Raw genomic sequence first — 26,077 nt, 5'->3', positions numbered from 1 at the left:
TTAAAAGCCTTAGTAAGCCTCACAAAAAAGCCCTCACTTTCCAGCAAGGGCCTTTCCGAATACTTTAAACTTAAACCTTACGATCCGCAAGCTTCACATCCTTCTGGATCATCGAGTGAGCACTGCATATCGGAGCGGTTATCTCTTGGCATAACGGGTTTGGTATGTTCTTCTGCATACTGCACGTAATTCAGCTCCTTTTCAGCAATTACTGCGGTAGCTGGCTCCAGCTGTGGTTCCGCTTGTTTGCTAAGCGTAAACTGTACCGGATCTGATGCGGCACGGGTACGCAGGTAATACATACCGGTTTTCAACCCTTTTTTCCAGGCATAGAAGTGCATGGAAGTCAGTTTGCCAAAATTGGCCTCTTCCATGAATATGTTCAGCGACTGCGACTGGCAGATGTACGCGCCTCGGTCGGCAGACATATCCAGCAAACTGCGCTGCTTAATTTCCCATGCAGTTTTATACAGGTCTTTGATATGCTGGGGAATATTCGGGATCGGCTGGATGGACCCGCTGGCGCGTACCAGGTTATTCTTCATCTCTTCATTCCACAGTCCTAATTTCACGAGGTCTTTCAGCAGGTATTTATTGACCACCACAAACTCTCCTGAAAGAACTCTTCTTACATAGATATTGGAAGTGAAAGGCTCAAAACATTCGTTGTTACCGAGGATCTGGCTGGTAGAGGCGGTTGGCATCGGAGCCAGCAGCAGGGAGTTGCGCACCCCGTTCTGTACCACCTCTTTCCTAAGCTTTTCCCAGTTCCAGCGATTACTCTCTGGTGTTACACCCCACATATCAAACTGGAATATTCCCTGGGAAATAGGGCTGCCTGCCCAGCTCTCATATGCTCCATGCTCTTTGGCTAATTCCATAGATGACTCCATCGCACCAAAATAGATGGTTTCAAAAACATCCTTGTTCAGCTGGCGTGCCTCATCGGAATCAAATGGCATCCTTAACAAGCAAAATGCATCCGCCAGGCCTTGTACTCCGATACCGATCGGACGGTGCCTTTTGTTGCTTCGCTCTGCCTCGGGTATCGGATAGTAATTAAGATCAATAATCTTGTTGAGGTTCCTGGTAATGACCTTCGTTATTTCATACAATTTCTGGTGGTCAAAACGCATGAAACCGTCTTTGCCCTGCTCGATAAACTTAGGTAATGCTATGGACGCGAGGTTACATACTGCAACTTCGTCGGGCGAGGTATACTCTATGATTTCTGTACAAAGATTGGAAGATTTAATCGTTCCCAGGTTTTTCTGGTTGGATTTGCTGTTCGCATGATCTTTGTAAAGCATATAAGGTGTTCCCGTCTCGATCTGTGACTCCATGATCGCGAACCAAAGATCCTGCGCTTTAATGGTCCTGCGTGCTTTGCCTTCAAGCTCATATTGCTCGTAAAGCTTTTCAAACTCTGCACTGTGCGTGTCAGAGAGCCCGGGGCATTCATGAGGGTCAAAAAGTGACCAGGTATCGTTTGCCTCAACCCGCTTCATGAACAAGTCCGGAATCCAGAGTGCATAAAACAAATCGCGTGCGCGCTGTTCTTCCTTACCGTGGTTCTTTTTCAGGTCGAGGAAATCGAATATATCCGCGTGCCATGGCTCCATATAAATGGCAAAGGAACCTTTACGTTTGCCTCCTCCCTGGTCCACATACCGGGCAGTATCATTAAATACCCTTAACATCGGGACAATACCATTGGAAACACCATTGGTGCCCTTAATATAAGAACCCGTTGCGCGTACATCATGTATGCTCAGCCCGATTCCCCCGGCCGACTGCGAAATAAGCGCACAGTTTTTCAGCGTATCATATATTCCATTGATGCTATCCTCTTTCATGGTTAGCAGGAAACAGGACGACATCTGGGGTTTGGGAGTACCTGCGTTAAATAAAGTAGGTGTTGCATGCGTAAACCATTTTTCCGATAACAGGTTATAGGTTTCAATGGCCGCATGCACGTCTTCCTGATGAATCCCCACTGCCACGCGCATCAGCATGTGCTGAGGACGTTCCACTATTTTACCGTCTACTTTCAGCAGGTAAGATTTTTCCAGTGTTTTGTAACCGAAATAGTCATATCCATAATCACGGTCGTATATAATGGTAGAGTCGAAAAGCGATGCATTCTGGCGGATCACCTCATATACCTCTTTGGAAATCAGGGATGCATTTTCTCCGGTTTTGGAATCTACATAAGTATAAAGCCTTTTCATGGTAGCAGAGAAGGACTTCAGCGTATTTTTATGTAAATTCGAAATGGCAATACGTGCTGCCAGAATCGCGTAATCTGGGTGTTTAGTAGTCATAGAAGCGGCTGTTTCTGCCGCAAGATTATCCAGCTCGGCAGTAGTAACCCCATCGTAAATGCCCGATACTACCTTTTTAGCCACTTCTATGGGCTGAATGTAGTTGGTATCAAGGCCGTAGCTCAGCTTCTCAATACGGGCGGTTACCTTATCGAATTTAACCGATTCGCGGCGACCGTCGCGCTTTATGACATACATAGACATATAATATCGCTTTTTGTGATGTAATTTGTGGCTTTAATGAAGAAGATATTCAGTAAAAATCTTTTGAAATAACATTAAAAAAACCAAAAACACAACCCTCATTTTAAGACATTTTTAATGATTATCCGCAAAGCCGGAATTAACAAATTGTTAAAAATCTTATTACAAGGCGGTTATGCGTTTATTAACACTAAAGATTTTTTGAAATATCTTTTTATAAATTCTTTACCGGGGCATAATTTTATAAGATGTACAAAATTTGTTAACTTTTTTCAATTCAAAAAATAACATTATACTGATTTACAGACGATTGATATAAAAAATCGGTGAACTTCTTAAAAACGAGTATAGCTCACAACTTATCGGAATTTTTATTTTCAAGATCAGGCATCTCCTGAAAGTAAGCATCTTTTAACAAAACCGACTACCTAATCCCCCATAAAAATCGACATGAAACCGTACGACGATCCCGCATCCAGAAGGAAGTTTTTGAAAACAACGGCCGGCGCCTTAACCGGACTGGCAGCATACCCGGCACTGGCTGCCGCTGGCTTTACGAATCCCGGCAACCCTATGTATTCCATTTCCCTGGGAGTGTTTGCTTCTTACGACCATGCCAGGTACCTCCGGGAGCTGGGATGTACCTATATAGAGGAATCTGTTGGCGGCTTCCTGCTCCCAAAAGACGGCGAAGCAAAATTCGGCCAGAATCTGCAGGAACTCCATAATCTCAAATTCCCGATCTGGTCCTACGTGATCCTGTTACCAGGCGAACTGAAAACCCTGGGCCCCGATGCCAACCATGAGGCCATTTTGAACCGCACCGAACTGGCACTGAAACGCGCCAAGGAATGCGGCTCATCTTATATTGTATTTGGAAGCGGTGCTTCAAGGATCATTCCGGACGGTTATGACCGAAACAAAGCCAAAGCACAGCACATTGAAGTTTGCAGAAAAATGGCACCTCTGGCCGAAAAATACGGAGTAACAATAGCCATTGAGCCTCTGAACCGCGGAGAAACCAATTTTATCAATAGCCTGGCCGAAGGTGTGGAAATCGTAGAAGCGGTACGAAGCCCCAGAGTACAGTTGCTCTGTGACATCTACCATATGTTAAAAGAGGATGAATCTCCAAAAGAAATTGTTAAGTATGGCAAATACATCGTACACTGTCATATTGCCGAGAAACAGTCAAGAACTCCTCCCGGCGTCATGGGAGACGATTTCCGCCCCTATCTTAAAGCTCTCAAACAAATCAGTTACAAGGGTGGATTATCCATTGAATGTTTCAAATACAATGATTTTGACAAAGAGATAAAAACAGGAATTGAAGTACTCAGGAAGCAGATTAGCGAGGTTTAGATACGGCTGAGATTCAATTTATTAAAATATAGCTTGCTATTATTTGCTCAGTCAATTTTAAATTAATACTTTTGCAATCCTTTTCAAGAATTGCAAAGAACACATAATACCATATACCAATGAAAAAAGATATTCATCCCAAATACAGAGAGGTAGTTTTCTGGGATTTATCAAGCGACTACAAATTCATTACACGTTCTACCATAGAAACCAATGAAAATATTACCTGGGAAGATGGCAAATCATACCCGGTATATAAGGTAGAGGTTTCTTCACAATCGCACCCATTTTATACAGGTAAAAATGTATTGGTGGATACAGCAGGTCGTGTGGACAAATTCAGAAAGCGTTACGGAAAATAATCGTTCGGCGGTTATCCGGTATGCTTCAAATCAAGGCAGTCTCTAAGGCGAAAGCTTAAAAGAGGCTGCCTTGTTGTTTGTAAGCACCAGAAAAATGGGCGAACTTTGGCAACACATACTTCAATTTAATATGCCAGAAATCATTCTGTTTGACGAGCCCGTAATACGTTTACAACTCCTGCCCTTTACCTACACACGCCCTGTTGCAGGAATACGCTGCGGTATTCTGACGATTGCCGAAAAATGGAAACTATGGCTAAAAACCCATGTTTCTTATACTACCGAACCCTATCTGAGGCATAAATTCGCTGGCAGCCATTCTGCTGATTCGCTTCATATCAATGGTGCGCTTTGCCCGGACGAAAACCTGCTGAAACGGGTCTTAAGTATCCGCTCCGGCGAAATTCTGATATCCGAACAAGGAGAGATACTGGCAGCCCGAACCACCGAGGTAACTCCGGACCTTACCGAACTGATCGCTAATTTCCCGGCATCGGTCATTCATCGTGAACCTTTCACCATGATAAGAAACGTATGGGATATTTTCCTGTACAACGGAGCCCAGATCATCTCCGACTTCGGGAAAATTACGCAGGGAAAAACAGCACAACCCATCACCGATCCTTTCACAAGCTGCTATCATCCCGAAAAAATATTTATTGAAGAAGGTGCCGTCGTAAAAGCATCGGTATTAAATGCCGAAAACGGGCCTATCTTTATTGGACGAAACGCTCTTGTACAGGAAGGTTCTATGGTCCAGGGGCCATTTTCTTTGGGAGAAAACAGCGTGCTGGCACAGGGAACTAAAATCCGTCCGAATACTACCGTGGGGCCGTTTTGCAAAGTAGGTGGTGAAGTAAGCAATTCGGTGGTATTCGGGTATAGCAACAAAGGCCATGACGGATACCTGGGCAATTCGGTACTGGGAGAATGGTGCAACCTGGGAGCCAACACGAATAACTCTAACCTGAAAAATGATCATTCCGAAGTAAAACTGTTCAGCTATGCAAGTAATACACTAAAAAACACCGGTTTAACATTTTGCGGGTTGATGATGGGCGATTACTCCAAAGCGGGTATTTCCACCATGTTCAACACCGGAACCGTTGTTGGCATAAGTGTCAATGTATTTGGTGCAGGCTTCCAGCCCAAGCACATACCCTCTTTCAGCTGGGGTGGTGGCATGGAAGGGTTCACCGAATACCGGTTTCAAAAAGCCCTGGCGGTGGCAAAAGACACGGTAAACCGGAGAAATGTACATTTTGGAATGCATGAAGAAGATATACTGGCCCGGATTTTTGAACTAACCGCCGCACACAGAGAAAAACAATGAACCAGGTTTAAACTAGAGACAAGTGCTATTTAAAGAAATTCCCGGACTGGATAATATCAAGGCAACGCTCATACGATCCGTGCAGACGAGCCACCTTGCGCATGCACAGCTTTTCGACTGTGCAGCGGGCGGCGGCGGCCTGGCCATGGCACTTGCGTTTTCAACCTATATCAACTGTGAGAACCGTACTGAGCAAGATGCCTGCGGAACCTGCGCGTCCTGCATAAAAATGGCAAAACTTGTACACCCTGACTTTCACTTCATTTTCCCGATTGCTACCTCCAAAAAAGTAAACGGGAATATCAGCGAGGCTTTTCTGGGGCTGTGGAGAAGTTTTATTACCGAAAGCCCCTACCGTATTTTACCCGAATGGCTCGATTATATCAGTGCAGAAAACAAGCAGGGGAACATTTCTGTAGAAGAAGCCAGAGGTGTTTTGAGGAAACTCTCCACGAAATCTTATGAAGGGGAATACAAGATCCTGCTGATCTGGAAAGCCGACATCCTGAACGCTTCCTCGTCCAATGCGTTGCTCAAGATTCTGGAAGAACCTCCTTACAAAACAATTTTCATACTGGTAAGCGATCAGGCCGACAGGCTTCTGACCACTATCATTTCACGGACGCAGCGGATAACCGTTCCTTCATTTTCGGATGAAGAAGTCAGATCATACCTGCAAAGCAAGGGAATAAATGAAAGCTTATCCTCGCAGATCACATACCTTTGTGACGGAAATTTATCGGAAGCATTAAAACTGGTTCATGAAGAAGAGGACGACCGGTCGGCTTGGTTTGCTGAGTGGATGCGTGCATGTTATAAGTCTGACCTTACGTATCTGGTTAAGCTGGCAGACAACTTCGATGTCATGAACAAGGAAAAGCAAAAAGGTTTGTTAGAATATGCCCTGCGCCTTTTCAGAGATATGCTGGTTTGGGGACAAGGTGCAGGAGAGTTGTTGCGCGTACCACCGGAAGAACTTACATTCGTAAAAAATTTCTCCCGAGCAGTAACCTTCGATGCACTCGAAAAAATGGTGAATGAAGTGAACACAGCATACTATCACATTGAAAGAAACGTTCGTGCCAAAATGGTATTTCTGGATCTGTCACTTACTGTAGCGCCTTATTTCAAAACCAGATGAAAGTCTCCCAACCCGAGCTTATTGGCGCAACTGACCTTGCGGATTTCCCGGACCTGGGCTGGTACAATGTTCCGGTGCGGATTGATTCAGGAGCCACCACCTCCTCCATTCATTGTGCCAAAGTGAGGCTCGTAAAAGAAGGAGAACATACTTATCTGCGTTTTTTTCTTGATGCAAAAAAAGGAGCTCCCGAACAATCCTTTTCTGTAAGTGACTTTAAAGAAACCATAGTCAGAAACTCTTCAGGCAAAGAAGAAAAGAGATATGTGATTAAAACGTACATCCGGCTATTCGGGAGAAAGATCCGTACGGAATTTTCTCTGGCTAACCGAAAAAAAATGAGTTATCCGGTACTGCTCGGGCGAAAACTCCTGAAAGGCCGTTTTATCATTGATGTTTCCCAAAAAGATCTTTCCGCCAAACGGGATGCCGGTAAAAACAGGCCTGAACGTTCCGCACATCAAAACCATTCCGGCGATCATCAGCCGCACGCTCTTAAATTAACAGAATAATGAAAATCGCCGTATTATCTACCAACCCGGATCTTTATTCAACAAGAAGGCTGGTGGAGGCAATCAAACAAAGGGGTCATCAGGCGGTGGTGATCGATCATGTCAAATGTTTTGTCATGATCGAAGGCGGAAAGCCGAATATCCTTTACAAAGGAAAACAAATCAAAGGCCTGGATGCTATCATTCCGCGCATAGGTACCTCCGTTAATGCATTTGGCTGTGCGGTGGTAAGGCAGTTTGAGCTCATGAAGGTTTTTACGACTGTAAAATCCCAGGCCATCCTGCGATCCCGCGACAAGCTGCGCAGCATGCAGGTACTGGCAAAGTCGGGTGTGGATATACCTAAAACGGTATTCGCGAAAAACCCCTCCCAGGTGAACGAGCTGATCCAAATGGTAGGCGGTCCACCGGTGATCATAAAATTACTGGAAGGTACTCAGGGCGTTGGCGTAGTACTCGCGGAAAGTACCAAAGCGGCTAAATCCACTATTGAAGCATTTTACGGATTAAAGGCGAATTTTTTGATTCAGGAATTTATAGCGGAATCAAAAGGAGCGGATATCAGGGCATTTGTGATTGGCAATAAGGTTGTAGCAGCCATGAAACGCCAGGGACTGGAGGGAGATTTCAGATCCAATCTGCACCGGGGAGGGGAAGGCTTTGCCATTGAACTTTCTCCCGAAGAAGAACACGCTGCCATAGCCGCTGCAAAGGCATTAGGGGTAAGAATTGCCGGAGTGGATCTGCTTCAGTCCGGAAGAGGACCGCTGGTCATGGAGGTCAATTCATCTCCTGGCCTCAGAGGTATTGAAGAAGTGAGCGGCATAGATATTGCCTCGCTGATTGTTTCCTATATCGAGGATAAAATCGTAACCGATGAAGGAGACACCGTGGGGGTTTAAAACAAATACGGAGCAATTCATAACCTGAAATACGCAAAAGATAAAAGCCAATAGTAAAAACCAATTGGCCCAACAGATTAATATCATGAAAATAAAAATCGGAACACGTGGGAGCAAACTGGCGCTCTGGCAAGCCTATTATGTAGAGGATCTTTTACAGAAAGGTGGTATTGAAACCGAAATCATACTGATAGAAACCAAAGGAGACAAAATTCTGGACAGAGCATTATCAAAAATAGGGAGCAAGGGTGTTTTTACAGAAGAACTGGAAGATCAGCTGCGCAGCGGTGTTATTGACATTGCTGTCCATAGTGCCAAGGACCTCCAGTCTCAACTCGATGATGATTTTGAGATTGTAGCTTTTACTCAGCGCGAGCATGCCAACGATGTACTGGTGAGCCATGATACAACCCTTTCATTAAAGAGCGGAGAATCATTTACGGTAGGTACCTCATCCACCCGGAGGGTTGCTATCCTGAAACATTTTTATCCCCATATCAAAACTGTGGATATGCGCGGCAATCTTCAGACCCGGCTTAGGAAACTGGAAGAAGGGCAATGCGACGCCTTACTTTTAGCCTACGCAGGGGTACACAGGATGGAATATGATGATAAAATTGCGGAGCATCTGCTGCTGGACGAATTTACGCCCGCTGTTGGCCAGGGGTCTGTCGCAATTGAATGTGCCGTGTCTTTGTCCGCTGAAAAGAAGTCTGTTCTGAAGGAGCTGCTAAACCATACTCCTACGGAAACCTGCCTGCTCACAGAAAGAGCCTTTCTAAAAAGGCTACAAGGTGGCTGCAGCATACCGGTTTTTGCTTTGGCAACATTGCACGAAGATTCGGTCAGTATTTCCGGAGGGATTGTCAGCCTGGACGGTGCCGAATTAATCCGAAAAACGGAAACCGGATCAGCTGCTTTTCCCCAAGAACTGGGCATTTCTCTTGCCGACGAATTACTGCAGGCTGGTGGTGAAAGGATATTGAAAGAAATCCGTTCGAACCAGCAGACAGATCAGCCCTAATACTGGTTTGCCCGCAAATAAAAAACCTCTCCAAGCGGAGAGGTTTTTTACATATACAGAACCCAAAATTTTTCAATCATTTTTGCTTCGGCTCAGTTGCCGGCAAAGTTTCTTTAGCAGGAACAGTCGTAGAATCCGGTTTTACCGGCGCAGCAGTTGAATCCGGTTTTCCATTGTTCAAATTTAAACTGTCCGGCCTTGCTGTAGAGTCAGGTCTCGTCGGCCTCGCCCTGTTAAGGCTATTACCGGAAACCGAGTCTCTTCTGGCCGGCATGCCCCCTGGGCGTCCCTGCACACCGGCGCCAGCCGGTGTGGTGGCTCCCGGAGTGGTAGCTCCTCTTGTTCTGCCGGTTGCGGCGGGTGTAATCACAGGAGCTCCTCCCGACTGGCCACCACCGCCCATATCGCCACCGCCATCACTTTTCTGGTCGTCGTTATTCACAGATTTTCTCCTGCGGGTCTTCTGTTCCACAAAATTCATTTTACCAAAGCGGTAAGAGAAATTAACCCTGAACCCTCTGTTGTACAAGAAGTTGGTACTGTTTTGCGTAAATGCACTGGTTATCAGACTGTTTTTTTGCTTGAAAGTAGGGGCGAGAAAATTCTCCATACCAAATCCGATACTTCCGCGTTTGTTCGTAAAATCTTTCTTGATTCCCAGGTCATACATACGAAAACCGGCCTGAAACCCCTGAAGCTGCACATCTCTTCCTCTCATGAATCCACCTGCCTGTAATCCCCATCCCTTTTTCAGTGTAAGACCCGTTCTGATCCGCCCGCTGAGCACGAATCCATTGTTTTGAGCATGTAAAGTAGGGTCAGAGCTGTTATTGGTGAGGTCAACATAGTAACTGTCAAACCCGCCGCCCAACTGCCATCTTTTGAACAGCGTGATGTTACCAAAGATGTTTACACCATAATTTCTCTTTTGCCCGATATTTCCATAGGTAGTAGTAATAACGCCCTCAGAACTTGTTGTCCGGATGCTTTCAATGGAATTGTTGGTAAAACGGGCAAATGTCGAGACATTGACATAAACCGTGTTCTTATAAAAGCTTGTCCCAAGCTCAATCTGGTCTGTCAGCTCTGGATCAAGTTCCGGGTTGCCCTGCGTAATACTCTGCGGGTTGGCCGAGTTTACGTTTGGATTAAGGAACTGTATACCCGGACGTTGCAAACGACGGTTGTAACCCAGTTTAATAGTCTGCCCTTTGCCGAAGGTTTGAGAAATATTCACGCTCGGCACCAGGTTACTGTATGACGGAATATCCAGTTTGCCGGACTCCCCCTGTTTCGCATTGATACTGGTATATTCGTAACGGGAGCCCACTTTGAGAGAGAATCTGCTTTTTGTCGTCAGGGTATACGACAGATAACCCGCTGCAACGTTCTGATCATAGCTCAGGCTGCTGGAAGGCCGGGTGTTTAAACCTCCATACTCGTAGTCGCTTTGCACCTGACGGAAAATTCCTTTTCCTCCCATTTCAAGCAATTGATTATCCTTGATCGGCGTTTGGTAATCCAACTGAACCGTACTTTCCTGGTTATTACTTTTGTTATTATTAAAATCCGTCCCGATCAACTCCTTCAGCGCCGCATTACTGAGGGAATATACATCCGCATCATAATCGTTGGTACGGTTGTTCCGGCTAAACTGTGTGGAAATACTTAACTCCTGCTGTGGTTTGCCCAAAGTTTTGAGGTAGTCCACATTTACATCCCACGTCCCGGACAAGTCCTTCACGTCCACATCGCGGTAACCCGAAGTTGTGGCATTTGCCTTGGTATTGTAAGTTGTAAGTTCCTGAGAATTCCGCATGTTCCGCATGCCATATCTTACATTGGCCGACAGAGAGGTTTTGGAATCGACCTCATAGTCCCACCCCAGATTATAGGATCCGAATGACATTCTGTTATCCGATTTGCTGGATTGGCTTACCGAAAAATCCTGCGTTTTCCCTACCTGCAAATTTTCACTTTTCCCTGGCATGTTGTAATTGAAACGGCCGAACCCTCCCAAACTGAAGCCCATTTTTCCTGAACGATAATTCCCTCGCAGACCCAGGTTGGAACCACGGTTACCAATACCCGTATCCAGGTTGAGTGTTCCTCCCTGAATCGTACTTTTTTTGGTAATGATATTAATGATCCCCGCAGAACCTTCTGCATCGTAACGTGCGGATGGGGAAGTGATCACTTCCACAGACTTAATCATGTCCGCAGGAATTTGCTTAAGTGCATCAGCGACACTGGTGGCAATGATGGTGGATGGTTTATTATTGATCAGAACCCGAACATTGGAGCTCCCGCGCAATGACACATTCCCGTCCAGATCAACCGTCAGCATAGGTACCTTTTTCATCACGTCCGAGGCATCCCCACCCTTGCTGGTAATATCCTTTTCTGCATTGTACACCAGGCGGTCCACTTTTTCTTCCACCAGCTGCGCCATCCCCACTACCTCAACCTCGTTCAGCTGAACCACATCACCGGCCAGTTTTACAGTACCAAGATCCAGCTCCGTCCGCCGGTCAATTTTAATATTGCTGATGGTTTTGTTTTTATATCCGATAAATGAAATAAGTATCTTGAAATCGCCGCTGGCAACTTTGTTCATCACAAATTCTCCCTTTTCATCGGTTGTTGTACCGTCGATCGGCTGGTTGGTTTTAATATCTATCAGTGAAAGTGCCGCAAACTCAACAGGCTTATTACTGGTTGAATCCACGAGTATGCCTTTGATCTTACCGTTGCCTTTTGGGGTATTGTCTTCGGCCGTTCCTGGGATAGCCGTCTGCCGTTGCCTCACACCTCCACGCTGGAAGTCTCCACCTCCCCGGTTACCTCCACCACCTCCTCCGCCGGGAAACTGGGCAAATGCCGGACTCATGATAAACAGTAAAAAAAGCAAGGAGGTAAATTGTTTCAATTTCATGGATAAAAAACTATTGATAGTAAACACAATTTCAAATTAAGGAGCTATTTTTCTGATATTTCCAGGCAATAGACCGACAGGGGATATCTACCGATTAAACCGGTGTTTTCCACGACGAGTTGGATGACCCTCCGGATCTCTTTCTTCCCGGAACAGGCGGAATGTCAGCTGACATAGCTTATACCTCAGTGTTTATGCAGGCCCGTTCACCAAGATTTCGATAGACAGGAAATGCCAATCAGTCGGTATTTGCAATACTTTGATCGATTGAAATAGCGAGTTTGATTTTTTCCCCTTATGATTGTATCCGAATTGTAAGGTTTAAACCCAGCAATAAATTAAGTATTATGAATACTTCCGGCACATCGCGCAAATATCCTCCCCTGTTCCTTCATTTTCTGGGATGGAGCTTTCTTGCCCTATTTCTGATGTGGCAACCGGTAAGCTGGCAAATTCAGCTGCCGCATACCTTCTGGATTAAGCAGGGAGTACTGTTCATGCTGCTCATCACCATTTTTTACTTGAATTATTATTATTGGTTTCCCAAATTTCTTTCCCATAACAAATTTCTGTACTTCATTCTGCTGAACGTATTTTCTGTCGTGATGCTGGCCATCATCATAGAGCAGTTAAAAGTATCCATCAACCACGGCGAATTTATGGACAAGGCCTTCCGAACAGCCAGGGCTGCGGCGGGTTCAACCAGACCAAAGGAAAGATTGGACTATTTTGCTTTGTTAATTGCACTGATTGTCATAGGTGTCAGCACAAGTGTGGCGGCGGTGAGAAACGCACAGCGCGACCGTGAATTCAGACAGGATCTGGAGCAGCAAAAAATCAATTCGGAACTCAGTTTTCTCAAAGCGCAGATCAATCCGCATTTTTTCTTCAATACGCTTAATAACATCTATGCGCTCACGGTTATAGACGTTGAAGCTGCACAACAGGCATTGCATAAACTATCCCGCCTGATGCGTTACGTGCTTTATGAAACCCAGCATGAAACGGTATTACTCAGTCGGGAAATTGCCTTTGCCCAGGATTATATACAACTGATGCAACTGAGGCTGACTGATAAAGTCAGGGTAGTTCTGGAACCTCCGGTACCCCTGCATGATGTTGCCATTGCGCCAATGCTTTTTTTGCCTTTTATAGAAAATGCGTTTAAACATGGTGTGAGCGCAGTTGAGCCGAGCTACATCGAAATCCGAATTTCACAGGACCGGCATAAAATTTTGGTGGATGTAAAAAATACACTGTTTGGCGAAAAACGAACCGTCCTGGATGAAAGCAATGGAATAGGGCTGGTGAACACGCAGCGCAGACTAGATCTGCTCTATCCGGGCAAATACCAGCTTGAAGTAAACGAGAATAAGGAAGAAAAAGAGTTCGAAGTGCACCTTGAACTTGAAACTGCATGAGTCCATTAAAATGTATTGCCGTTGATGACGAGCCCCTGGCTTTGGGCCTGGTGTGCTCCTTCATTGAAAAAACACCCTTTCTGGAATTAACCGGGAAATTTTCAAGTGCTGTGGCGGCTCTTGAAACCATTCATCAGGCTGAAATTGACCTGATATTTCTTGATATCCAAATGCCGGATCTCACAGGTATTGAGCTGGCAAGAGTGATTGAAAAAACTGGTGGACAAGGCCCTCGTGTCATTTTCACTACCGCCTTCAACCAGTTTGCGCTGGACGGTTACCGGGTCGATGCCATTGACTATCTGCTGAAACCTTTTAATTATGAAGAGTTTCTGCGTGCTGCCTCCAAAGGGAAAGCTTATAAAGAACTGCTTATCAAAGCCTCTACGGCAGCGGTACCCGACCAGAAAGATGAATACCTGTTCCTGAAAGTCGAATACCAGATGGTCCGGATCGCATATGACGATATTCTGTATATTGAGGGACTTAAGGATTATGTGAAGATACACCTCAAATCGGACCCTAAACCGATACTGTCACTCACCAGCCTTAAGGCACTTGAAGAAAAGCTGCCCTCTGCCCGGTTCATGCGCGTACATCGTTCTTTCATTGTAAACCTTGACCAGATCGGAGCTGTGACAAAAAACAGTATCCAGATCGGGCCCAATGCCATTCCGGTGAGCGATCAGTATAAGGAAAACTTCAACCAGTTTCTCAGTAAGTGGATGTGAGAAAAAACAAAAATTCCGCTAACGTATCCTGTCTTTTTGAAAAGCAGCATAAACGATAGCGGAATTTTTAGTCTTACTTACTCAGTTCCTCCACCAGCCTTTTGGCTTTGTAGATATACTTCATGGAAGCCAGCATTCCTCCTGCATGAACGGAAACCGTGCGGTTTCCGGCGTCCGGAGCAAAAATGAAATAACCAGGAAGGCTTTCCATGTTTCCATCAAATATCAGCCCCACGGCCTCCAGATTTTTATTGATCATCGGCGACCCTGAATTTCCCCCGATAATATCATTGGTTGAAATGAAATTGATCGGCGCTTTCATGAGTTCCGGCGAAGGGTTCTGCCAGCGCTGAGGTAAGGACCATGGAAATTCCTTATTGTATGAATAAAAACGATCGTACATACCGGCATAGGTAGTTTTAACCGGCGCTGTGGTTCCGTTGTAATTGTAGGATTTCACCAAACCGTCACTGATACGTAAGGAGAAAGTCGCATCCGGCGGAATGTTAGTACCATATACATCGTACAACAGCCTTCCCAGCTTACCCCGGTCTACAGTCAGCTTGGCATTCACGTCTCTGGCTACTGCTGAGGCCAGCAGGAAACGCGGCTGGGATATCCTGGCAAGCGCGATCAACGGATCTGTTGAAGCTGTGATTGCATTTTCACCTCCATCCATCAGGGAGGTCACAAAAGCCTCGTCCGTAATTTTAGAGTTTCTCAGCAAAAGAGACGCAGCTTCTTTCGGTGGTTTTCCCGCCAACGCCGTTTTTACATAAGCATCTCCTGAGCCCAGTGTGACCAGTGCTTCTGAAAGATGTGCTGCCAGGTATCCCTCTTCCAGTTCCATTGATTTTGGCTTAAATGCTTTTAGCGTACCTTTCAGCGTATTAGCTCTTTCGGGATCGGTTCTGGCAAGAGATGCGAAGTCGGCCAATTGCTGTGCAAAAGTAAGCAACTCACCTCTTATAAGCGGATTAGGCTGCATAATGCTGATATCGTCACGCACCGCTCTGAGCTTACCCACGTTTTCAGCAATGGCGTCCCACAATCCATAGTTAGCGGTCAGCTTAGGATTATCCCTGACAGCCTTTTTGAAGCTGCGTTCAAAATCCTTTTTACGGGCCATCAAAACCGGATTGTTCATCCCGTCAAGCCTGCCTTTATAGGCCTTGTAGCCATTCTCAAAACTAAATACTTCATTTGCGATACTGTCACTTTTTATTGTTTTGTTGTATTCCTGCAGGGCCAGCGACCGATTGCGCAGCAATTGCAGTGTAAACGGAATAACTTTGTCACGATCCAGCTCCAGTTCGTCCACGGTACGTAACCTGCCCGTACTTCCAGGATTTCCCACCACAAATACAGCCTCACCGTCTTTTACGCCATCAGGGTTGAATTTGTAATAATTTGAGGTTCTGAGCGGTTTACCGGCGTCGTCATAAACCCTGAAAAATGAGCAATCCAGGTTATAGCGCGGGTACGTAAAATTATCGGCATCACCTCCAAAGAAACCCATCTGAAGTTCTGGCATAAACACAAGCCTCACATCATTGTACCTTTTGAAACCATACAGTGAATATCTTCCTCCGCTATAAAAACTTACCGTCTGTATTTCAAGGCCTTTCCAGCCTTCCTTCTCTCCGTATTCCTTTTTGATGTTTTCAAAAGCCTGCTCCCGCAATTTTATGCGCTCTGCATTGGATTCACCCTGCTCTTCTATCTTTTGTATCCTTTCTGTGATATCCTCGATCTTTACAAGCTGATCTACGAACAGACCGGGTACTTTCCGCTCATCCGACAACTTTTCGGCATAAAAGCCGTTCGCCATGATGTCTTCTCCTTTTTTCTGAACTTCCACCCCCGACTCTCTCGCGCAATGGTGGTTGGTCATGACCAGCCCATCCGCAGACACAAAAGAGGCCGAACAATACGTAGCAAACCGGAGAGCGGATAACCTGGCTTTCTCAAACCACTTTTCATCCGGCGTAAAATTGTAAGTCTTTTGGAAGTATTCAACCGGAGGGGTGTCAAAAGTCCACATTTTACCCATATCAAATTCCCCCGCTTTAACAGAATCCAATTTGATATCCTGTGCCTGAACGGCCATGCTGCCTATCGTCAGCATACTAACCAGACTCCATCCGGCAAGTTTTTCTTTGTATAAATGCATAAATATCTGCTAGATGTAAGGTTACATTTTTAAACAAATCTAACAAGATTAGGTAATAATTTATCAGGACAGCAAATTTTGTCCCATTTGGTACTTTGTTATGCAGAATAACCGTAAAAACCTATAATTATTATTTTAGCAAAAAAGACGAACTCATCCCATGAAAATAAAAAAACTGCTATACCTCTCGCTCTTTGCGAATCTGATATTCCTGAGCGGCTTTCTGACCACGGCCTTTGTTTACCGGGATAAGCTCCTGCAAAGGTATGTGACCATTAAAGGCGACTACCGGATTTTGATGTACGGAAACTCCATTACCGCCCAAGGCAAATGGGTGGAACTGCTCGAACGAACTGACGTACTGAACAGCGGCCTTCCGGGACAGTGCACTTACCATTTTCGCCAGCTTCTGAAATCACATGTTATTGAGCGCCATCCTGAGATATGTTTTGTAATGGGGGGAATCAACGACATCACTTACGGGGTAGCACAGGAAAAAATCCGGGCCAATTATCAGGCTATTCTGGACACGCTGGTAAAAAACAAAATTACGCCGGTGGTAACGCTCACCGTTTATGAGCAGAATGATCCGGTGAGTATGTCCGAAATAAAATCACTGAATGACTTTTTGATTCAATACTGTAAGCTTAACCATATCCGCTACATTGATCTTAACCGATATATCTCAGATACCACAGGTTTAAAATCAGAATTTGCAAAGGACAAAACCCACCTGAACGAAAAAGCGTACGAGATATGGGCGAAAGAAATCAGGCAGGTACTCAAAGAAAAGAAAATCTGATCGTCCTCTTTCACTACGTAGCATTGCCATTCGGCTGACCTGTACGCCCTGGTAAAGAAACTACTCCAGTACATTCACAGAAAGCTTACTTCCACCATGAACCCTGATGGTAGCTTTCTGAAAATCTTTTTCACTGGCTTCATTGATATTAGGAACAAATTTCTGAGGGTTGATATCAAAAAGCGGGAACATGGTGCTTTGCACCTGCACTGCTATTTTATGCCCTTTCTGAAAAGTATGCAGTACATCCATCAACTCAAAAGCCACCTCTTCCACCTTGCCAGATACGAAAGGAACCGGTTTGCTTCTGTCTTTCCGGAATTTACCCCGTATTCCATCATGGCGGACCAACTGGTAAAAATTGCTCATTTTGGTTCCCTTTGCCGTACCCGTATCATTTTTCGCATCATTAGGATATATATCAATCAATTTAACCATGAAATCTGCATCGGTTCCTGTGGTGGAAACCTTCAGGCTCACCTTTATATTTCCTGCAATTGTCACATTCGTGTCCAGTACCTCTCCTTCGTAAGTAAGCACGTCGGGGCGGCGGGCGGCAAATCGCTGATCTTCCACCATATAATCCGCATTCATGCCAATAGAAATAGTTTGAGTGAAGGGCACAGGCTTCTTAGGATCGGATACATAACTGTCGGAAGAAGTAGTATTAGGTTCTTTATCAACCATAAGGTCCCCGCCCGGAACAAGAAATAAATTCTTTTTCACAGCAGATGCCGGCGGCCAGGTATCGTAGCTCTTCCATTGATTGGTACCCGTTTCAAACATCTGAGCTTCTGGAAAATTAGCATCTCCCTCTCCCTTCAGAAAGTACCTGAAAAACCTAAGCTCAGTATTTTCCTGATAATATGCCCCCGTTTTTGCTCCGAAATTAATATTTCCAAGAGACTCCCCTCCGCCATTCCAGCCTCCGTGGGTCCAGGGCCCTGCCACAAGGATGTTGAATATACCCGGATTTTGTTTCTCTATGGCCTCATATGTCTTATAAATACCATGAAGATCCTCTGCGTCATACCATCCGCCAACGGTCATCACAGCGTGCCTGATGCCTTTCAGATGCGGCAAGATATTACGGTCTTTCCAGAAATCATCATAATTGGGATGCGCCAGGTTGCCGTTCCAGTATGGATCTTTCCCTCCATACCATTGAGGTTTCTGGGTATTTTTCAATGGGCCGAGTTTCAAAAAAAAGTCATACCCATCTTCCGTACCGAAATTAAACGCTTTGGACGAAGGAACAGAGGTAGGTTGGCCGTCGGTCCGGTTGGTAAAAAAGGGGTAAAAGTTAAAATTATGTGGTAACATAAACAGCCCGTTATGATAGCTGTCGTCGCGCCAGAGATCCGCAATCGGTGCCTGGGGTGAAGAAGCCACCAAAGCCGGGTGACCCGACAATGCACCTGCACTGGCATAAAAACCCGGATAAGAGATCCCCCACTGCCCAACCTTGCCGTTGTTGTTGGCTACATTTTTAAGCAGCCAGTCAATGGTATCATAGGTGTCTGTACTCTCGTCCGTATCGCTGGGGCCCTTATTTTCCTTTTGAGGCGTCATTTCGGTAAAGGTACCTTCACTCATCCAGCGTCCGCGAACATCCTGATAAACGACAATGAATTTGTCCTGCATTATAAACGACGAGGGTCCAAGCCTTTGAGGATAGTTACCCGCACCATAGGGACGGCAGGAATAGGGTGTACGCTGCATGATAAACGGATACTTCCGCTCCGGAGCAGCATCTTTGGGGACGTACACGGCAGTAAACAGTTTCACACCGTCACGCATCGGTATCTGATATTCAAACTTTGTATAATTGTCCTTTACAAAATTATTACCCGGCGTTTGGGCCATCGCCGAATATATGGTTAAGAAGCAAATTATTAATCTGATCATCGCGTTCCTGGTTTACAAAGTGTATGACAATATAAGGTACGTTTTTTACGGATACGGACTAAAAAAATAGCCGCTTCTTACTGAAGACGGCCATTTTAATATCTAAGGAACAAATGATCAGGCGTTCACCTGGTTCATCACTTCTGTTTGCTTACGGATCGATTCCATGTGAACCAGTTTAAACAACTCATCCACCAGATTCGGATACAGGTTCATGCTTTTTCCCCAGGCTGCACGGGTTTCCAGTACCTCACGGAAACGATCCACCTGATAAGCCGCTACATTGTTGTCGCGCTTATATTCAGCCAGCTTTTCAACGAGGGACATACGGGCAGCCAGTGTTTCCAGCATTTCACGATCCAGGTTATCTATTTTTCCACGAACGATTTCCAGCTGAGACTGGTAATCGCTGCCGTAGGACTCTTTACGAACATGGAGTTCCTCAAGCATCTGATTCAACGCTGCAGGTGTTAACTGCTGTGCCGCATCGGACCACGCCTTATCCGGATCACGGTGCGATTCAATGATCAGACCATCGTAGTTCAAATCAAGTGCACGCTGTGCCAGTTCGAACAGATATGCACGCTTTCCGGCCATGTGGCTGGGATCTCCGATTACAGGGAGCTGCGGGAACAACGTTTTTAGCTCAATCGCAATGTTCCACATCGGGGAATTACGGAATTTGGTTTCCTGCGCATTGGAAAAACCACGGTGAATAGCTCCGAGTTTTTTCACTCCCGCCTGGTTCAAACGCTCAAGCGCACCTATCCAAAGCTGAAGATCGGGATTAACCGGATTCTTAACCAGTACGGGTACATCAATTCCTTTTAAAGCATCAGCCAATTCCTGAACATTAAACGGATTAACTGTTGTACGGGCACCAACCCATAGAATATCTACGTCGTATTTTAAAGCGAGTTCAATGTGTTGAGGCGTTGCAACTTCCACAGCAACAGGCAATCCTGTTTCCTTTTTCACCTGCTGTAACCATGGTAACGCAGCTTCTCCCATCCCCTCAAAGCTTCCCGGACGTGTCCTTGGTTTCCAAACCCCAGCACGGATTACATGCGCAAATCCTTCCTGTTTGATCTGGATTGCGGTTTCTAACATTTGTTCCTCGGTCTCTGCACTGCAAGGCCCGGCAATCACCAAAGGTTTTCCTTCGGTATTAATCCAACTGCTTAGCGGAAGGATATCTAAAGAAGCATTCATTTCAAAAAATTTGTCCTTAGTAAATATAGAAAATTGTAATTATTCGAATATATATTGTGTGCATTTAAGGGATTGACGTACATTTGATATTATAAAAGTCAATCTTCTTCTTAATGCGTATTACTTTTGCGCCCTTGATTCAAATAAAATCACGTGATACTCACTTAGGAAAACAAAAATAAAATGGCGTACCCGTCACAAAAAGACCAAATACCTGTACTTTTCGAAGATACATCTGTCGCATTCAGCTCTAAATCAGACAGTCAGCTTCGTAAAACTTACTGGTTGTTTAACCTAATGAATCAGGCTCGAGTGGTAAATTTAGGTACTTTTTTTATAAAGCTTGCACTAAAGCTTCACTTACCTATAAAAAATCTTATCCGACGCACCATTTTTGAACAATTCTGTGGTGGTGAGACAATTAGCGAATGTAAGCAGACGGTCTCCACGCTCGCACGCTCCGGCATAAGAACTATCCTTGATTATTCTGTGGAAGGTGAGGACTCCGAAAAAAGTTTTGATAAAACTGCCAGTGAGATCCTGAAAACCATCGATGCAGCCGCTATATCAGACAGTATCCCTTTTTCGGTATTTAAAGTAACAGGCATTGCATCCACTGAGCTGCTCGAAAAAATTCAGAAAGAAGAGGAATTATCAGACAGCGAGAGAGAAGCGTATCAGCGTGTAAAACAACGAATGGCTATGCTTTGCGGGCAGGGTTTCAAAAACAATGTACCTGTTTTCGTGGATGCTGAAGAAAGCTGGATACAGGGGATTATTGACTCGCTCACTTACGAAATGATGGAACAGTTCAACAGGGAAAAAGCCATCGTTTACAACACGTATCAGCTTTACCGAAATGACACCCTTCAGGCCCTCAAAAGTGCTTATCTGAAGGCGCGCCAAAAAGGATATAGGATAGGAGCCAAACTGGTACGCGGCGCCTACATGGAAAAGGAGCGCGTGCGGGCAAGGGAAAGTGAATATTTCAACCCGATCCATGTTTCAAAAGAAGCGACCGATCAGGATTACAATGCAGCCATTGATTTCTGTCTGGAACATATCCAGGATATTTCCATTTGTCTGGGAACCCACAACGAATACAGCAGCCAATACTGTGCCCTCAAGATGAAAAAGGTTGGCCTGGAAAAGAACGATGACCGGGTCTGGTTTGCTCAGTTATTAGGAATGAGCGACAATATTTCCTACAATCTTGCGGCACTTGGCTATAACGTGGCCAAATATGTACCCTACGGGCCAATCGGCGCTGTACTTCCCTACCTCATCAGGAGAGCCGAGGAAAACTCTTCCATTGCCGGACAAAGCAGCCGCGAGTTTTTGCTCGTTAAAAGTGAAATGAACAGACGGGGAATCGGTTCTTTATAAGTAACTTGTTATTTTCGCATTCTCTATTTTAGTTATTTGTACAAAACCGGAATGAATCAACAAAAAAATCCAGCCCCCTATCTCCTTTTCAGTATTTTCCTGATAGCAGTTGACCAGGCCTCCAAGCTTTTGGTACATAAATATATGGAACCCGGTTTCTCCGGTCAGATCCCCCTCATCGGTAACTGGTTCAAGCTGCATTATGTGCTTAATCCTGGGATGGCTTTTGGAATGCAGCTGGGCCACGAATACGGTAAATTATTCCTGACCCTGTTCCGCTTGGTTGCCATGCTGGCTATCGGGTGGTACCTTGTTTATCTGGCTCGCTCTGGTGCTCCCAAAGGGCTGCTATGGGCACTTTCCATGATCCTTGCGGGAGCCGTCGGAAATGTTATCGATAGTACCTTTTACGGTGTGTTTCTTGACAATGCGCCTTATGGCTCACCAACGCCCTGGTTTCACGGGCAGGTGATCGACATGATTTTTGTGGATTTCTGGGAGGGGTTCGTCCCCGACTGGGTACCAATATGGGGAGGACAGTACTATTCAACACCAATATTCAACATTGCCGACTCCTGCATTTTTCTTGGTGTGTGCAGTATTCTGATATTTCAGGGCAGCTTTCATGCATCGTCTGCACATCATGACGAACAAGAAAGTGATACCGAGACCGTCGAAGAGATTATTGGTGAAGATGCTATACCAGAAAATCCTGAAACAACGTCTGAAATAACGAACGTTACAACGGAGCCATACCCTGCAGAAGAGATTGAAGCGAAGACGGAAAACAGCATTACCTCTTTACCCGATCCGGAAGAAGAGGAAGAGAATAAGAAGGAGAACATCTAACTGCCCAACTTGTCCCACTGCTCCCTGAAACCGCTGGGCCTTTGTGAAAGTAGGGCGACCTTTCTGTTAAATAAAAAAATAGCAGACACAAATTGAATTATTCCAATTTGTGTCTGCTGATGAGAAAAAAAACAGAACCCAAATTTAGGGTTACCTACATTAAATTCTCACGCATTTTCGAATTTCCAAGGTAGGCCAAAGTAAACTTCAAAGCAGGAAATGTTCCTTGGCAACATCTAAGCGAAGACCTGATTCTTTGAAGCTGACCGGGCCAATTTCCTCACAAAGAAAAAAGCCTCTCCAGAAGCTAAACTTCCCGGAGAGGCTTTTTGATTGACCGTTGTAAATACTAGCTTTCGTCCTTTGCCAACGGCATAAAATCCTTGAATGCACGTTTAATAGCCGCATCGGTAGCCTCCTTTTTATTCTCCCAGTTGGCATCCAGTTCAAGTGCGACCAGCCCGCTGAGGTTCATCAACGCTTTGAACTCGTCCAGTTTCCGTATGAACTCCGGAGTCCGCCGTGCAGATTTCTGTGCATATTCCCGTGCAAAAACATCTCCCTTATTCTGCAATTCGTTTTTCTTCTGAAGCACATAATTGAATCGTTCCAGCAGACCGTTTGTCGATTTTCCGATCACCTCCGTTGCTTCCAGCGTACCGATGGTGGCAACTGTTGTTCCGCCGATTGTCGTGATATACCCCCTCAGATCCGGGTCACTTTTGGTAAATTGAGGTGCAACGCCCGTGGTAGCTCCAAGCCCGGCGTTTAACAACGACCTGCTCCTTTTCCCTTTTTTAGCTTTGGCATAAGACTTTTTAAGATAAGTCTCCTTTTCCTGCATCTGCTCCAGAAGGCCCCAGGCGTTCACAAGTGCTCCTTTATAAAGGCCATATACATAGGCATCCCGCTGACTTTCGTCAACCGTATTTTTAATGACAAACCGGATCGTCTTTTCCTTTTTGTTCTGCGCTTTGTCCATCGCATAAAAAGTGATGTTAAAAGACAGCGTGTCAAAAGGATCTTTTACGAAATCATAGGTAGGTTCCCAGATAAACTCATAGCTGGTAGGCGTATTTTTAACCAGTGCGGAGGCCGGAACCTGTTTATTCTCGGAAATGAAATTAAACGACGCCAGGTCATCATCCCCATTCGGGTCCGATAACGCAAAGCGAAGGTTAATCCGATTGTTCTCCGGCCTCCTTATAACCGATACCTGCGGCACCACGGTAAAGTCCGGAGCAAGGTCCATCTGCGTAACATCAAGTTTCAGCCGTCCCTTGGTTCTGGCCTTTCCCGGCTGGTCTTCCACGTAAAATTCCATGTACCGGGGAGCCTTTTTCAAATCGGTAAACTGTTTTACTGAAGGATCCCAGATAATTTCACCCGCAGCAGTAAGTTTCATTGTCTGAGGCATATCATCTAGTATCGGAACAAATACGATAGGATCACCATCCGGGTCTCTTACCGAGTTCATATCGATCTGGTAAGTGTTCTGCGTTTTATATTGCACATAAAAAGGTCTAAGCTCATCCACAATCGGAGGCCTGTTTACATGCAGTACTCTAAACTGAATTTCCTTTGTAGCGGATTCACCTGCAGAATTTACTCCCTCAAAAATAATGGGAACCGTCTTAACGGTATTAATGCGGTCGGCCACATCAAACCCTGGTGTCCAGACAAAATGGCCCAAAGAGTCAAATTTCATATCTTTTCGCTGTCCGCTGGAGATACTGTACCTTACTGAATCGCTTTTTCCTCCTTTGGTTTGTAGATGAAAATTGATCTCCTTCCCTTCTTCTATCACATTCCATTCCGATTCCCTCGGGAAAATCAATTGAAAGTTTGTGCTATTACTATCCTGAGCCAAGGCCTGGTTTGCATAAGAAACAACAGAAAAAACGAAAAGGATTTTAAACACATTTTTTAAAACCATAATATCGAGAATATGATTTATTCTATGAATTGAAGAACTTACTGTTCTTAACGCAAAATTACGTAATAGCGTACTAATCGCACGATTTAAAGTTCCCATTTTTAAATTCTCCATTAAACGGAGTACTGTAGAGGCTTTCATTTTGTATTTTTTTCATATAATCCTGAAACACAAAATTAAGGTTGCTAATTCCGTCAATGCCCAGGTTAATGAAAAATACCGGAGAATGGTCCTAAACAGACTACTCTCCGGTATTTCTATTTAATTAAATTCGTGTTATTTCTTTTTGGGCGTCGCGGCTGGTGCAGCTGCTGGCTTACTTGCCGCAGGTGTTGTGGCGGCTGGTGCAGGAGCAGTCTCTACTTTATCAGGATCAATTCCTAGTTTTTTAAGAATAAGATTTGTCACCGACAATTCTTCCGAACCCGCATAAAGGATAATAGGGGTAGTGTTGGCTCCTGCATCCATGTTAAGGATATACATAAAACCGTTTTCTTTACCCACTTCCTGAATGGCGTTGTTTACCTTAGTCAGGATTGGTTCGATCAATTGCTGTTGTTTCGCCTGCAATGATTGTTGTGCGTTATTCTGCATTTCCTGAATACGCGTCTGCAGGTTTTCAAGCTCCTTCTGCTTATCAGCACGGATCACCTCTGTCATATTAGCACCGTTCTTCTGATATGCTTCATATTTTTCCTGCGCCTCTTTGTATGTTTCTCCCAGCGCTTTGTCAAGTTGTGCCTTGGTTACCTCGAGTTCATTCTGCATTTTTTTACTTTCAGGCAGCCTGAGGATTAACAAATCAACGTTGGTGTAACCGATTTTTGTCAGGGGAGTTTGAGCGAACAGGGGGGTAGTGATTATGGTCATAAGAACCATAAAAGCCATCAATTTTTGTTTCATTGCGTTGCTGCTTATTTAAGTTTATTGGTTGTACTTTTTTGTTTGGGGTTATTCTCAGCCGGAGATTTCACCTCCTGTGGCGTTTTGCCTGTACCTGTTTTGGAGGCAGATACTTCCGGTTTTTCATTCAATCCAAGCTCTTCAATGATGAAATCCGAATAATCATATACCGGATTGGAATATAACATTCCTATATCACTTGATTTATCAAACATAAAATCGATCCGGCGCCGCAGGCAAATGGTATTCACGGCTCTCTGGACCTTTTCAAGTACCGGTTTCATCAGTTCCTTTTTCTTCTGGAACATCAAACCTTCCATTCCGAATATCTTGCTGTTATATTCTCTGGCCTCCATCTCCTTCTCCTTGATTTCACTTTGCCTCTTCCTCCTGAGATCTTCCGTCATCAATACCTCTTCGGCCATATAGGTGCGCTGCATCCTGTCGACCTCGGCAAGCTTATCCTGAATTTCCTTGGCCCAGCGGTCCGAGAACTTCTTCATTTCCGCCTGAGCCTGTTGATATTCCGGCATTTTACCCGTTATATACTCCATGTCAGTATAACCGAACTTCTGAGCCCAGGCAGCTGGTATCGAAATGAGTGACAAAACTAGTAAAATAAAAATCTTCTTCATGCCATGGAGATAATAAAATGCT

The 26,077-nt window shown here is 45.0% G+C and carries 20 protein-coding genes; 12 read left to right on the top strand and 8 right to left on the bottom strand.

Annotated features, from left to right (window positions below):
- Window positions 1–77: 77 nt before the first annotated feature.
- Window positions 78–2,522 (bottom strand): ribonucleoside-diphosphate reductase subunit alpha, encoded by a 2,445-nt coding sequence (locus KOE27_RS01325; protein WP_215238318.1) that lies wholly within the window; start codon window positions 2,520–2,522, stop codon window positions 78–80.
- A 456-nt stretch (window positions 2,523–2,978) separates the two neighbouring features.
- Here KOE27_RS01325 and KOE27_RS01320 point away from each other — a divergent pair, with 456 nt between their 5' ends.
- The 7 genes from KOE27_RS01320 to hemC all read left to right on the top strand — a co-directional run bounded on the left by KOE27_RS01320 (window position 2,979) and on the right by hemC (window position 9,164).
- The gene (locus KOE27_RS01320; RefSeq protein ID WP_215237073.1) at window positions 2,979–3,890 is read left to right on the top strand and encodes a sugar phosphate isomerase/epimerase family protein; all 912 of its coding nucleotides are present in this window, start codon (window positions 2,979–2,981) and stop codon (window positions 3,888–3,890) included.
- A gap of 119 nt (window positions 3,891–4,009) precedes the next feature.
- Window positions 4,010–4,252, top strand: coding sequence for a type B 50S ribosomal protein L31 (locus tag KOE27_RS01315; RefSeq protein ID WP_215237072.1), 243 nt, complete (start codon window positions 4,010–4,012; stop codon window positions 4,250–4,252).
- 130 nt (window positions 4,253–4,382) lie between these two features.
- Entirely contained in the window at window positions 4,383–5,585 is a 1,203-nt protein-coding gene (locus tag KOE27_RS01310; RefSeq protein ID WP_215237071.1) for a putative sugar nucleotidyl transferase, read from the top strand.
- A gap of 22 nt (window positions 5,586–5,607) precedes the next feature.
- Window positions 5,608–6,726: a DNA polymerase III subunit gene (locus tag KOE27_RS01305; RefSeq protein WP_215237070.1), complete on the top strand. Its 1,119-nt coding sequence runs from the start codon at window positions 5,608–5,610 to the stop codon at window positions 6,724–6,726.
- A complete protein-coding gene (locus KOE27_RS01300) occupies window positions 6,723–7,238 on the top strand; it encodes an ATP-dependent zinc protease family protein (RefSeq protein ID WP_215237069.1) in 516 nt (171 codons plus the stop codon). Before KOE27_RS01305 ends, KOE27_RS01300 begins: the two co-directional genes overlap by 4 nt.
- Window positions 7,238–8,140, top strand: a complete 903-nt coding sequence (gene rimK, locus KOE27_RS01295; protein ID WP_215237068.1) for a 30S ribosomal protein S6--L-glutamate ligase — start codon at window positions 7,238–7,240, stop codon at window positions 8,138–8,140. The genes KOE27_RS01300 and rimK overlap by 1 nt, the downstream gene beginning before the upstream one ends.
- Window positions 8,141–8,225: 85 nt before the next feature.
- Window positions 8,226–9,164, top strand: a complete 939-nt coding sequence (hemC, locus tag KOE27_RS01290) for a hydroxymethylbilane synthase (RefSeq protein WP_215237067.1) — start codon at window positions 8,226–8,228, stop codon at window positions 9,162–9,164.
- Between the two features lie 76 nt (window positions 9,165–9,240).
- On the opposite strand, the gene KOE27_RS01285 is transcribed toward hemC, so the two are convergent.
- Window positions 9,241–12,099 carry a TonB-dependent receptor domain-containing protein gene (locus tag KOE27_RS01285; RefSeq protein WP_215237066.1) on the bottom strand — a complete coding sequence of 953 codons (2,859 nt, stop codon included), beginning with the start codon at window positions 12,097–12,099 and terminating at the stop codon, window positions 9,241–9,243.
- Window positions 12,100–12,446: 347 nt separating this feature from the next.
- Between KOE27_RS01285 and KOE27_RS01280 the strand changes: the two genes are divergently transcribed.
- Window positions 12,447–13,520, top strand: a complete 1,074-nt coding sequence (locus tag KOE27_RS01280) for a sensor histidine kinase (RefSeq protein WP_215237065.1) — start codon at window positions 12,447–12,449, stop codon at window positions 13,518–13,520.
- Window positions 13,517–14,251: a LytR/AlgR family response regulator transcription factor gene (locus tag KOE27_RS01275; RefSeq protein ID WP_215237064.1), complete on the top strand. Its 735-nt coding sequence runs from the start codon at window positions 13,517–13,519 to the stop codon at window positions 14,249–14,251. The genes KOE27_RS01280 and KOE27_RS01275 overlap by 4 nt, the downstream gene beginning before the upstream one ends.
- A gap of 73 nt (window positions 14,252–14,324) precedes the next feature.
- Here the strand turns inward: KOE27_RS01275 and KOE27_RS01270 are convergent, their stop codons facing one another.
- Complete coding sequence (locus KOE27_RS01270) at window positions 14,325–16,424, bottom strand: S46 family peptidase (RefSeq protein WP_229252580.1); 2,100 nt, start codon at window positions 16,422–16,424, stop codon at window positions 14,325–14,327.
- 160 nt (window positions 16,425–16,584) lie between these two features.
- Here KOE27_RS01270 and KOE27_RS01265 point away from each other — a divergent pair, with 160 nt between their 5' ends.
- A complete protein-coding gene (locus KOE27_RS01265) occupies window positions 16,585–17,226 on the top strand; it encodes an SGNH/GDSL hydrolase family protein (RefSeq protein WP_215237063.1) in 642 nt (213 codons plus the stop codon).
- Between the two features lie 60 nt (window positions 17,227–17,286).
- Here KOE27_RS01265 and KOE27_RS01260 read toward each other — a convergent pair whose 3' ends face one another.
- Together KOE27_RS01260 and KOE27_RS01255 are read right to left on the bottom strand one after the other, a co-directional pair.
- Window positions 17,287–19,134, bottom strand: a complete 1,848-nt coding sequence (locus KOE27_RS01260; protein ID WP_215237062.1) for a CocE/NonD family hydrolase — start codon at window positions 19,132–19,134, stop codon at window positions 17,287–17,289.
- 117 nt (window positions 19,135–19,251) lie between these two features.
- A complete protein-coding gene (locus KOE27_RS01255; protein ID WP_215237061.1) occupies window positions 19,252–20,346 on the bottom strand; it encodes a chorismate mutase in 1,095 nt (364 codons plus the stop codon).
- A gap of 183 nt (window positions 20,347–20,529) precedes the next feature.
- On the opposite strand from KOE27_RS01255, the gene KOE27_RS01250 reads away from it, so the two are divergent.
- Window positions 20,530–21,732: a proline dehydrogenase family protein gene (locus KOE27_RS01250; RefSeq protein WP_215237060.1), complete on the top strand. Its 1,203-nt coding sequence runs from the start codon at window positions 20,530–20,532 to the stop codon at window positions 21,730–21,732.
- A 51-nt stretch (window positions 21,733–21,783) separates the two neighbouring features.
- Window positions 21,784–22,581: a lipoprotein signal peptidase gene (locus KOE27_RS01245; protein ID WP_215237059.1), complete on the top strand. Its 798-nt coding sequence runs from the start codon at window positions 21,784–21,786 to the stop codon at window positions 22,579–22,581.
- A gap of 349 nt (window positions 22,582–22,930) precedes the next feature.
- On the opposite strand, the gene KOE27_RS01240 is transcribed toward KOE27_RS01245, so the two are convergent.
- The 3 genes from KOE27_RS01240 to KOE27_RS01230 form a co-directional block, all read right to left on the bottom strand.
- Window positions 22,931–24,517 (bottom strand): hypothetical protein, encoded by a 1,587-nt coding sequence (locus tag KOE27_RS01240; protein ID WP_215237058.1) that lies wholly within the window; start codon window positions 24,515–24,517, stop codon window positions 22,931–22,933.
- A gap of 276 nt (window positions 24,518–24,793) precedes the next feature.
- On the bottom strand, window positions 24,794–25,420 hold the full coding sequence (locus KOE27_RS01235) for an OmpH family outer membrane protein (RefSeq protein ID WP_215237057.1): 627 nt from the start codon (window positions 25,418–25,420) through the stop codon (window positions 24,794–24,796).
- Between the two features lie 11 nt (window positions 25,421–25,431).
- A complete protein-coding gene (locus KOE27_RS01230) occupies window positions 25,432–26,055 on the bottom strand; it encodes an OmpH family outer membrane protein (RefSeq protein WP_215237056.1) in 624 nt (207 codons plus the stop codon).
- Window positions 26,056–26,077 lie beyond the last annotated feature (22 nt).

It is taken from the genome of Dyadobacter sp. CECT 9275 (genome assembly GCF_907164905.1).
In the GTDB taxonomy this organism is placed as follows: domain Bacteria; phylum Bacteroidota; class Bacteroidia; order Cytophagales; family Spirosomataceae; genus Dyadobacter; species Dyadobacter helix.
This window is presented reverse-complemented; position numbering and strand designations above follow the sequence as displayed.

What these genes read in the sequence shown, in the direction of transcription:
- KOE27_RS01240 (WP_215237058.1), bottom strand. Translation starts at nt 24,517, where the DNA reads ATGGTTTTAAAAAATGTGTTTAAAATCCTTTTCGTTTTTTCTGTTGTT.
- hemC (WP_215237067.1), top strand. Translation starts at nt 8,226, where the DNA reads ATGAAAATAAAAATCGGAACACGTGGGAGCAAACTGGCGCTCTGGCAA.
- KOE27_RS01250 (WP_215237060.1), top strand. Translation starts at nt 20,530, where the DNA reads ATGGCGTACCCGTCACAAAAAGACCAAATACCTGTACTTTTCGAAGAT.
- KOE27_RS01280 (WP_215237065.1), top strand. Translation starts at nt 12,447, where the DNA reads ATGAATACTTCCGGCACATCGCGCAAATATCCTCCCCTGTTCCTTCAT.
- KOE27_RS01315 (WP_215237072.1), top strand. Translation starts at nt 4,010, where the DNA reads ATGAAAAAAGATATTCATCCCAAATACAGAGAGGTAGTTTTCTGGGAT.
- KOE27_RS01235 (WP_215237057.1), bottom strand. Translation starts at nt 25,420, where the DNA reads ATGAAACAAAAATTGATGGCTTTTATGGTTCTTATGACCATAATCACT.
- KOE27_RS01285 (WP_215237066.1), bottom strand. Translation starts at nt 12,099, where the DNA reads ATGAAATTGAAACAATTTACCTCCTTGCTTTTTTTACTGTTTATCATG.
- KOE27_RS01270 (WP_229252580.1), bottom strand. Translation starts at nt 16,424, where the DNA reads ATGCATTTATACAAAGAAAAACTTGCCGGATGGAGTCTGGTTAGTATG.
- KOE27_RS01325 (WP_215238318.1), bottom strand. Translation starts at nt 2,522, where the DNA reads ATGTATGTCATAAAGCGCGACGGTCGCCGCGAATCGGTTAAATTCGAT.
- KOE27_RS01300 (WP_215237069.1), top strand. Translation starts at nt 6,723, where the DNA reads ATGAAAGTCTCCCAACCCGAGCTTATTGGCGCAACTGACCTTGCGGAT.
- KOE27_RS01260 (WP_215237062.1), bottom strand. Translation starts at nt 19,134, where the DNA reads ATGATCAGATTAATAATTTGCTTCTTAACCATATATTCGGCGATGGCC.
- KOE27_RS01255 (WP_215237061.1), bottom strand. Translation starts at nt 20,346, where the DNA reads ATGAATGCTTCTTTAGATATCCTTCCGCTAAGCAGTTGGATTAATACC.
- KOE27_RS01320 (WP_215237073.1), top strand. Translation starts at nt 2,979, where the DNA reads ATGAAACCGTACGACGATCCCGCATCCAGAAGGAAGTTTTTGAAAACA.
- KOE27_RS01310 (WP_215237071.1), top strand. Translation starts at nt 4,383, where the DNA reads ATGCCAGAAATCATTCTGTTTGACGAGCCCGTAATACGTTTACAACTC.
- KOE27_RS01245 (WP_215237059.1), top strand. Translation starts at nt 21,784, where the DNA reads ATGAATCAACAAAAAAATCCAGCCCCCTATCTCCTTTTCAGTATTTTC.
- KOE27_RS01230 (WP_215237056.1), bottom strand. Translation starts at nt 26,055, where the DNA reads ATGAAGAAGATTTTTATTTTACTAGTTTTGTCACTCATTTCGATACCA.
- rimK (WP_215237068.1), top strand. Translation starts at nt 7,238, where the DNA reads ATGAAAATCGCCGTATTATCTACCAACCCGGATCTTTATTCAACAAGA.
- KOE27_RS01275 (WP_215237064.1), top strand. Translation starts at nt 13,517, where the DNA reads ATGAGTCCATTAAAATGTATTGCCGTTGATGACGAGCCCCTGGCTTTG.
- KOE27_RS01265 (WP_215237063.1), top strand. Translation starts at nt 16,585, where the DNA reads ATGAAAATAAAAAAACTGCTATACCTCTCGCTCTTTGCGAATCTGATA.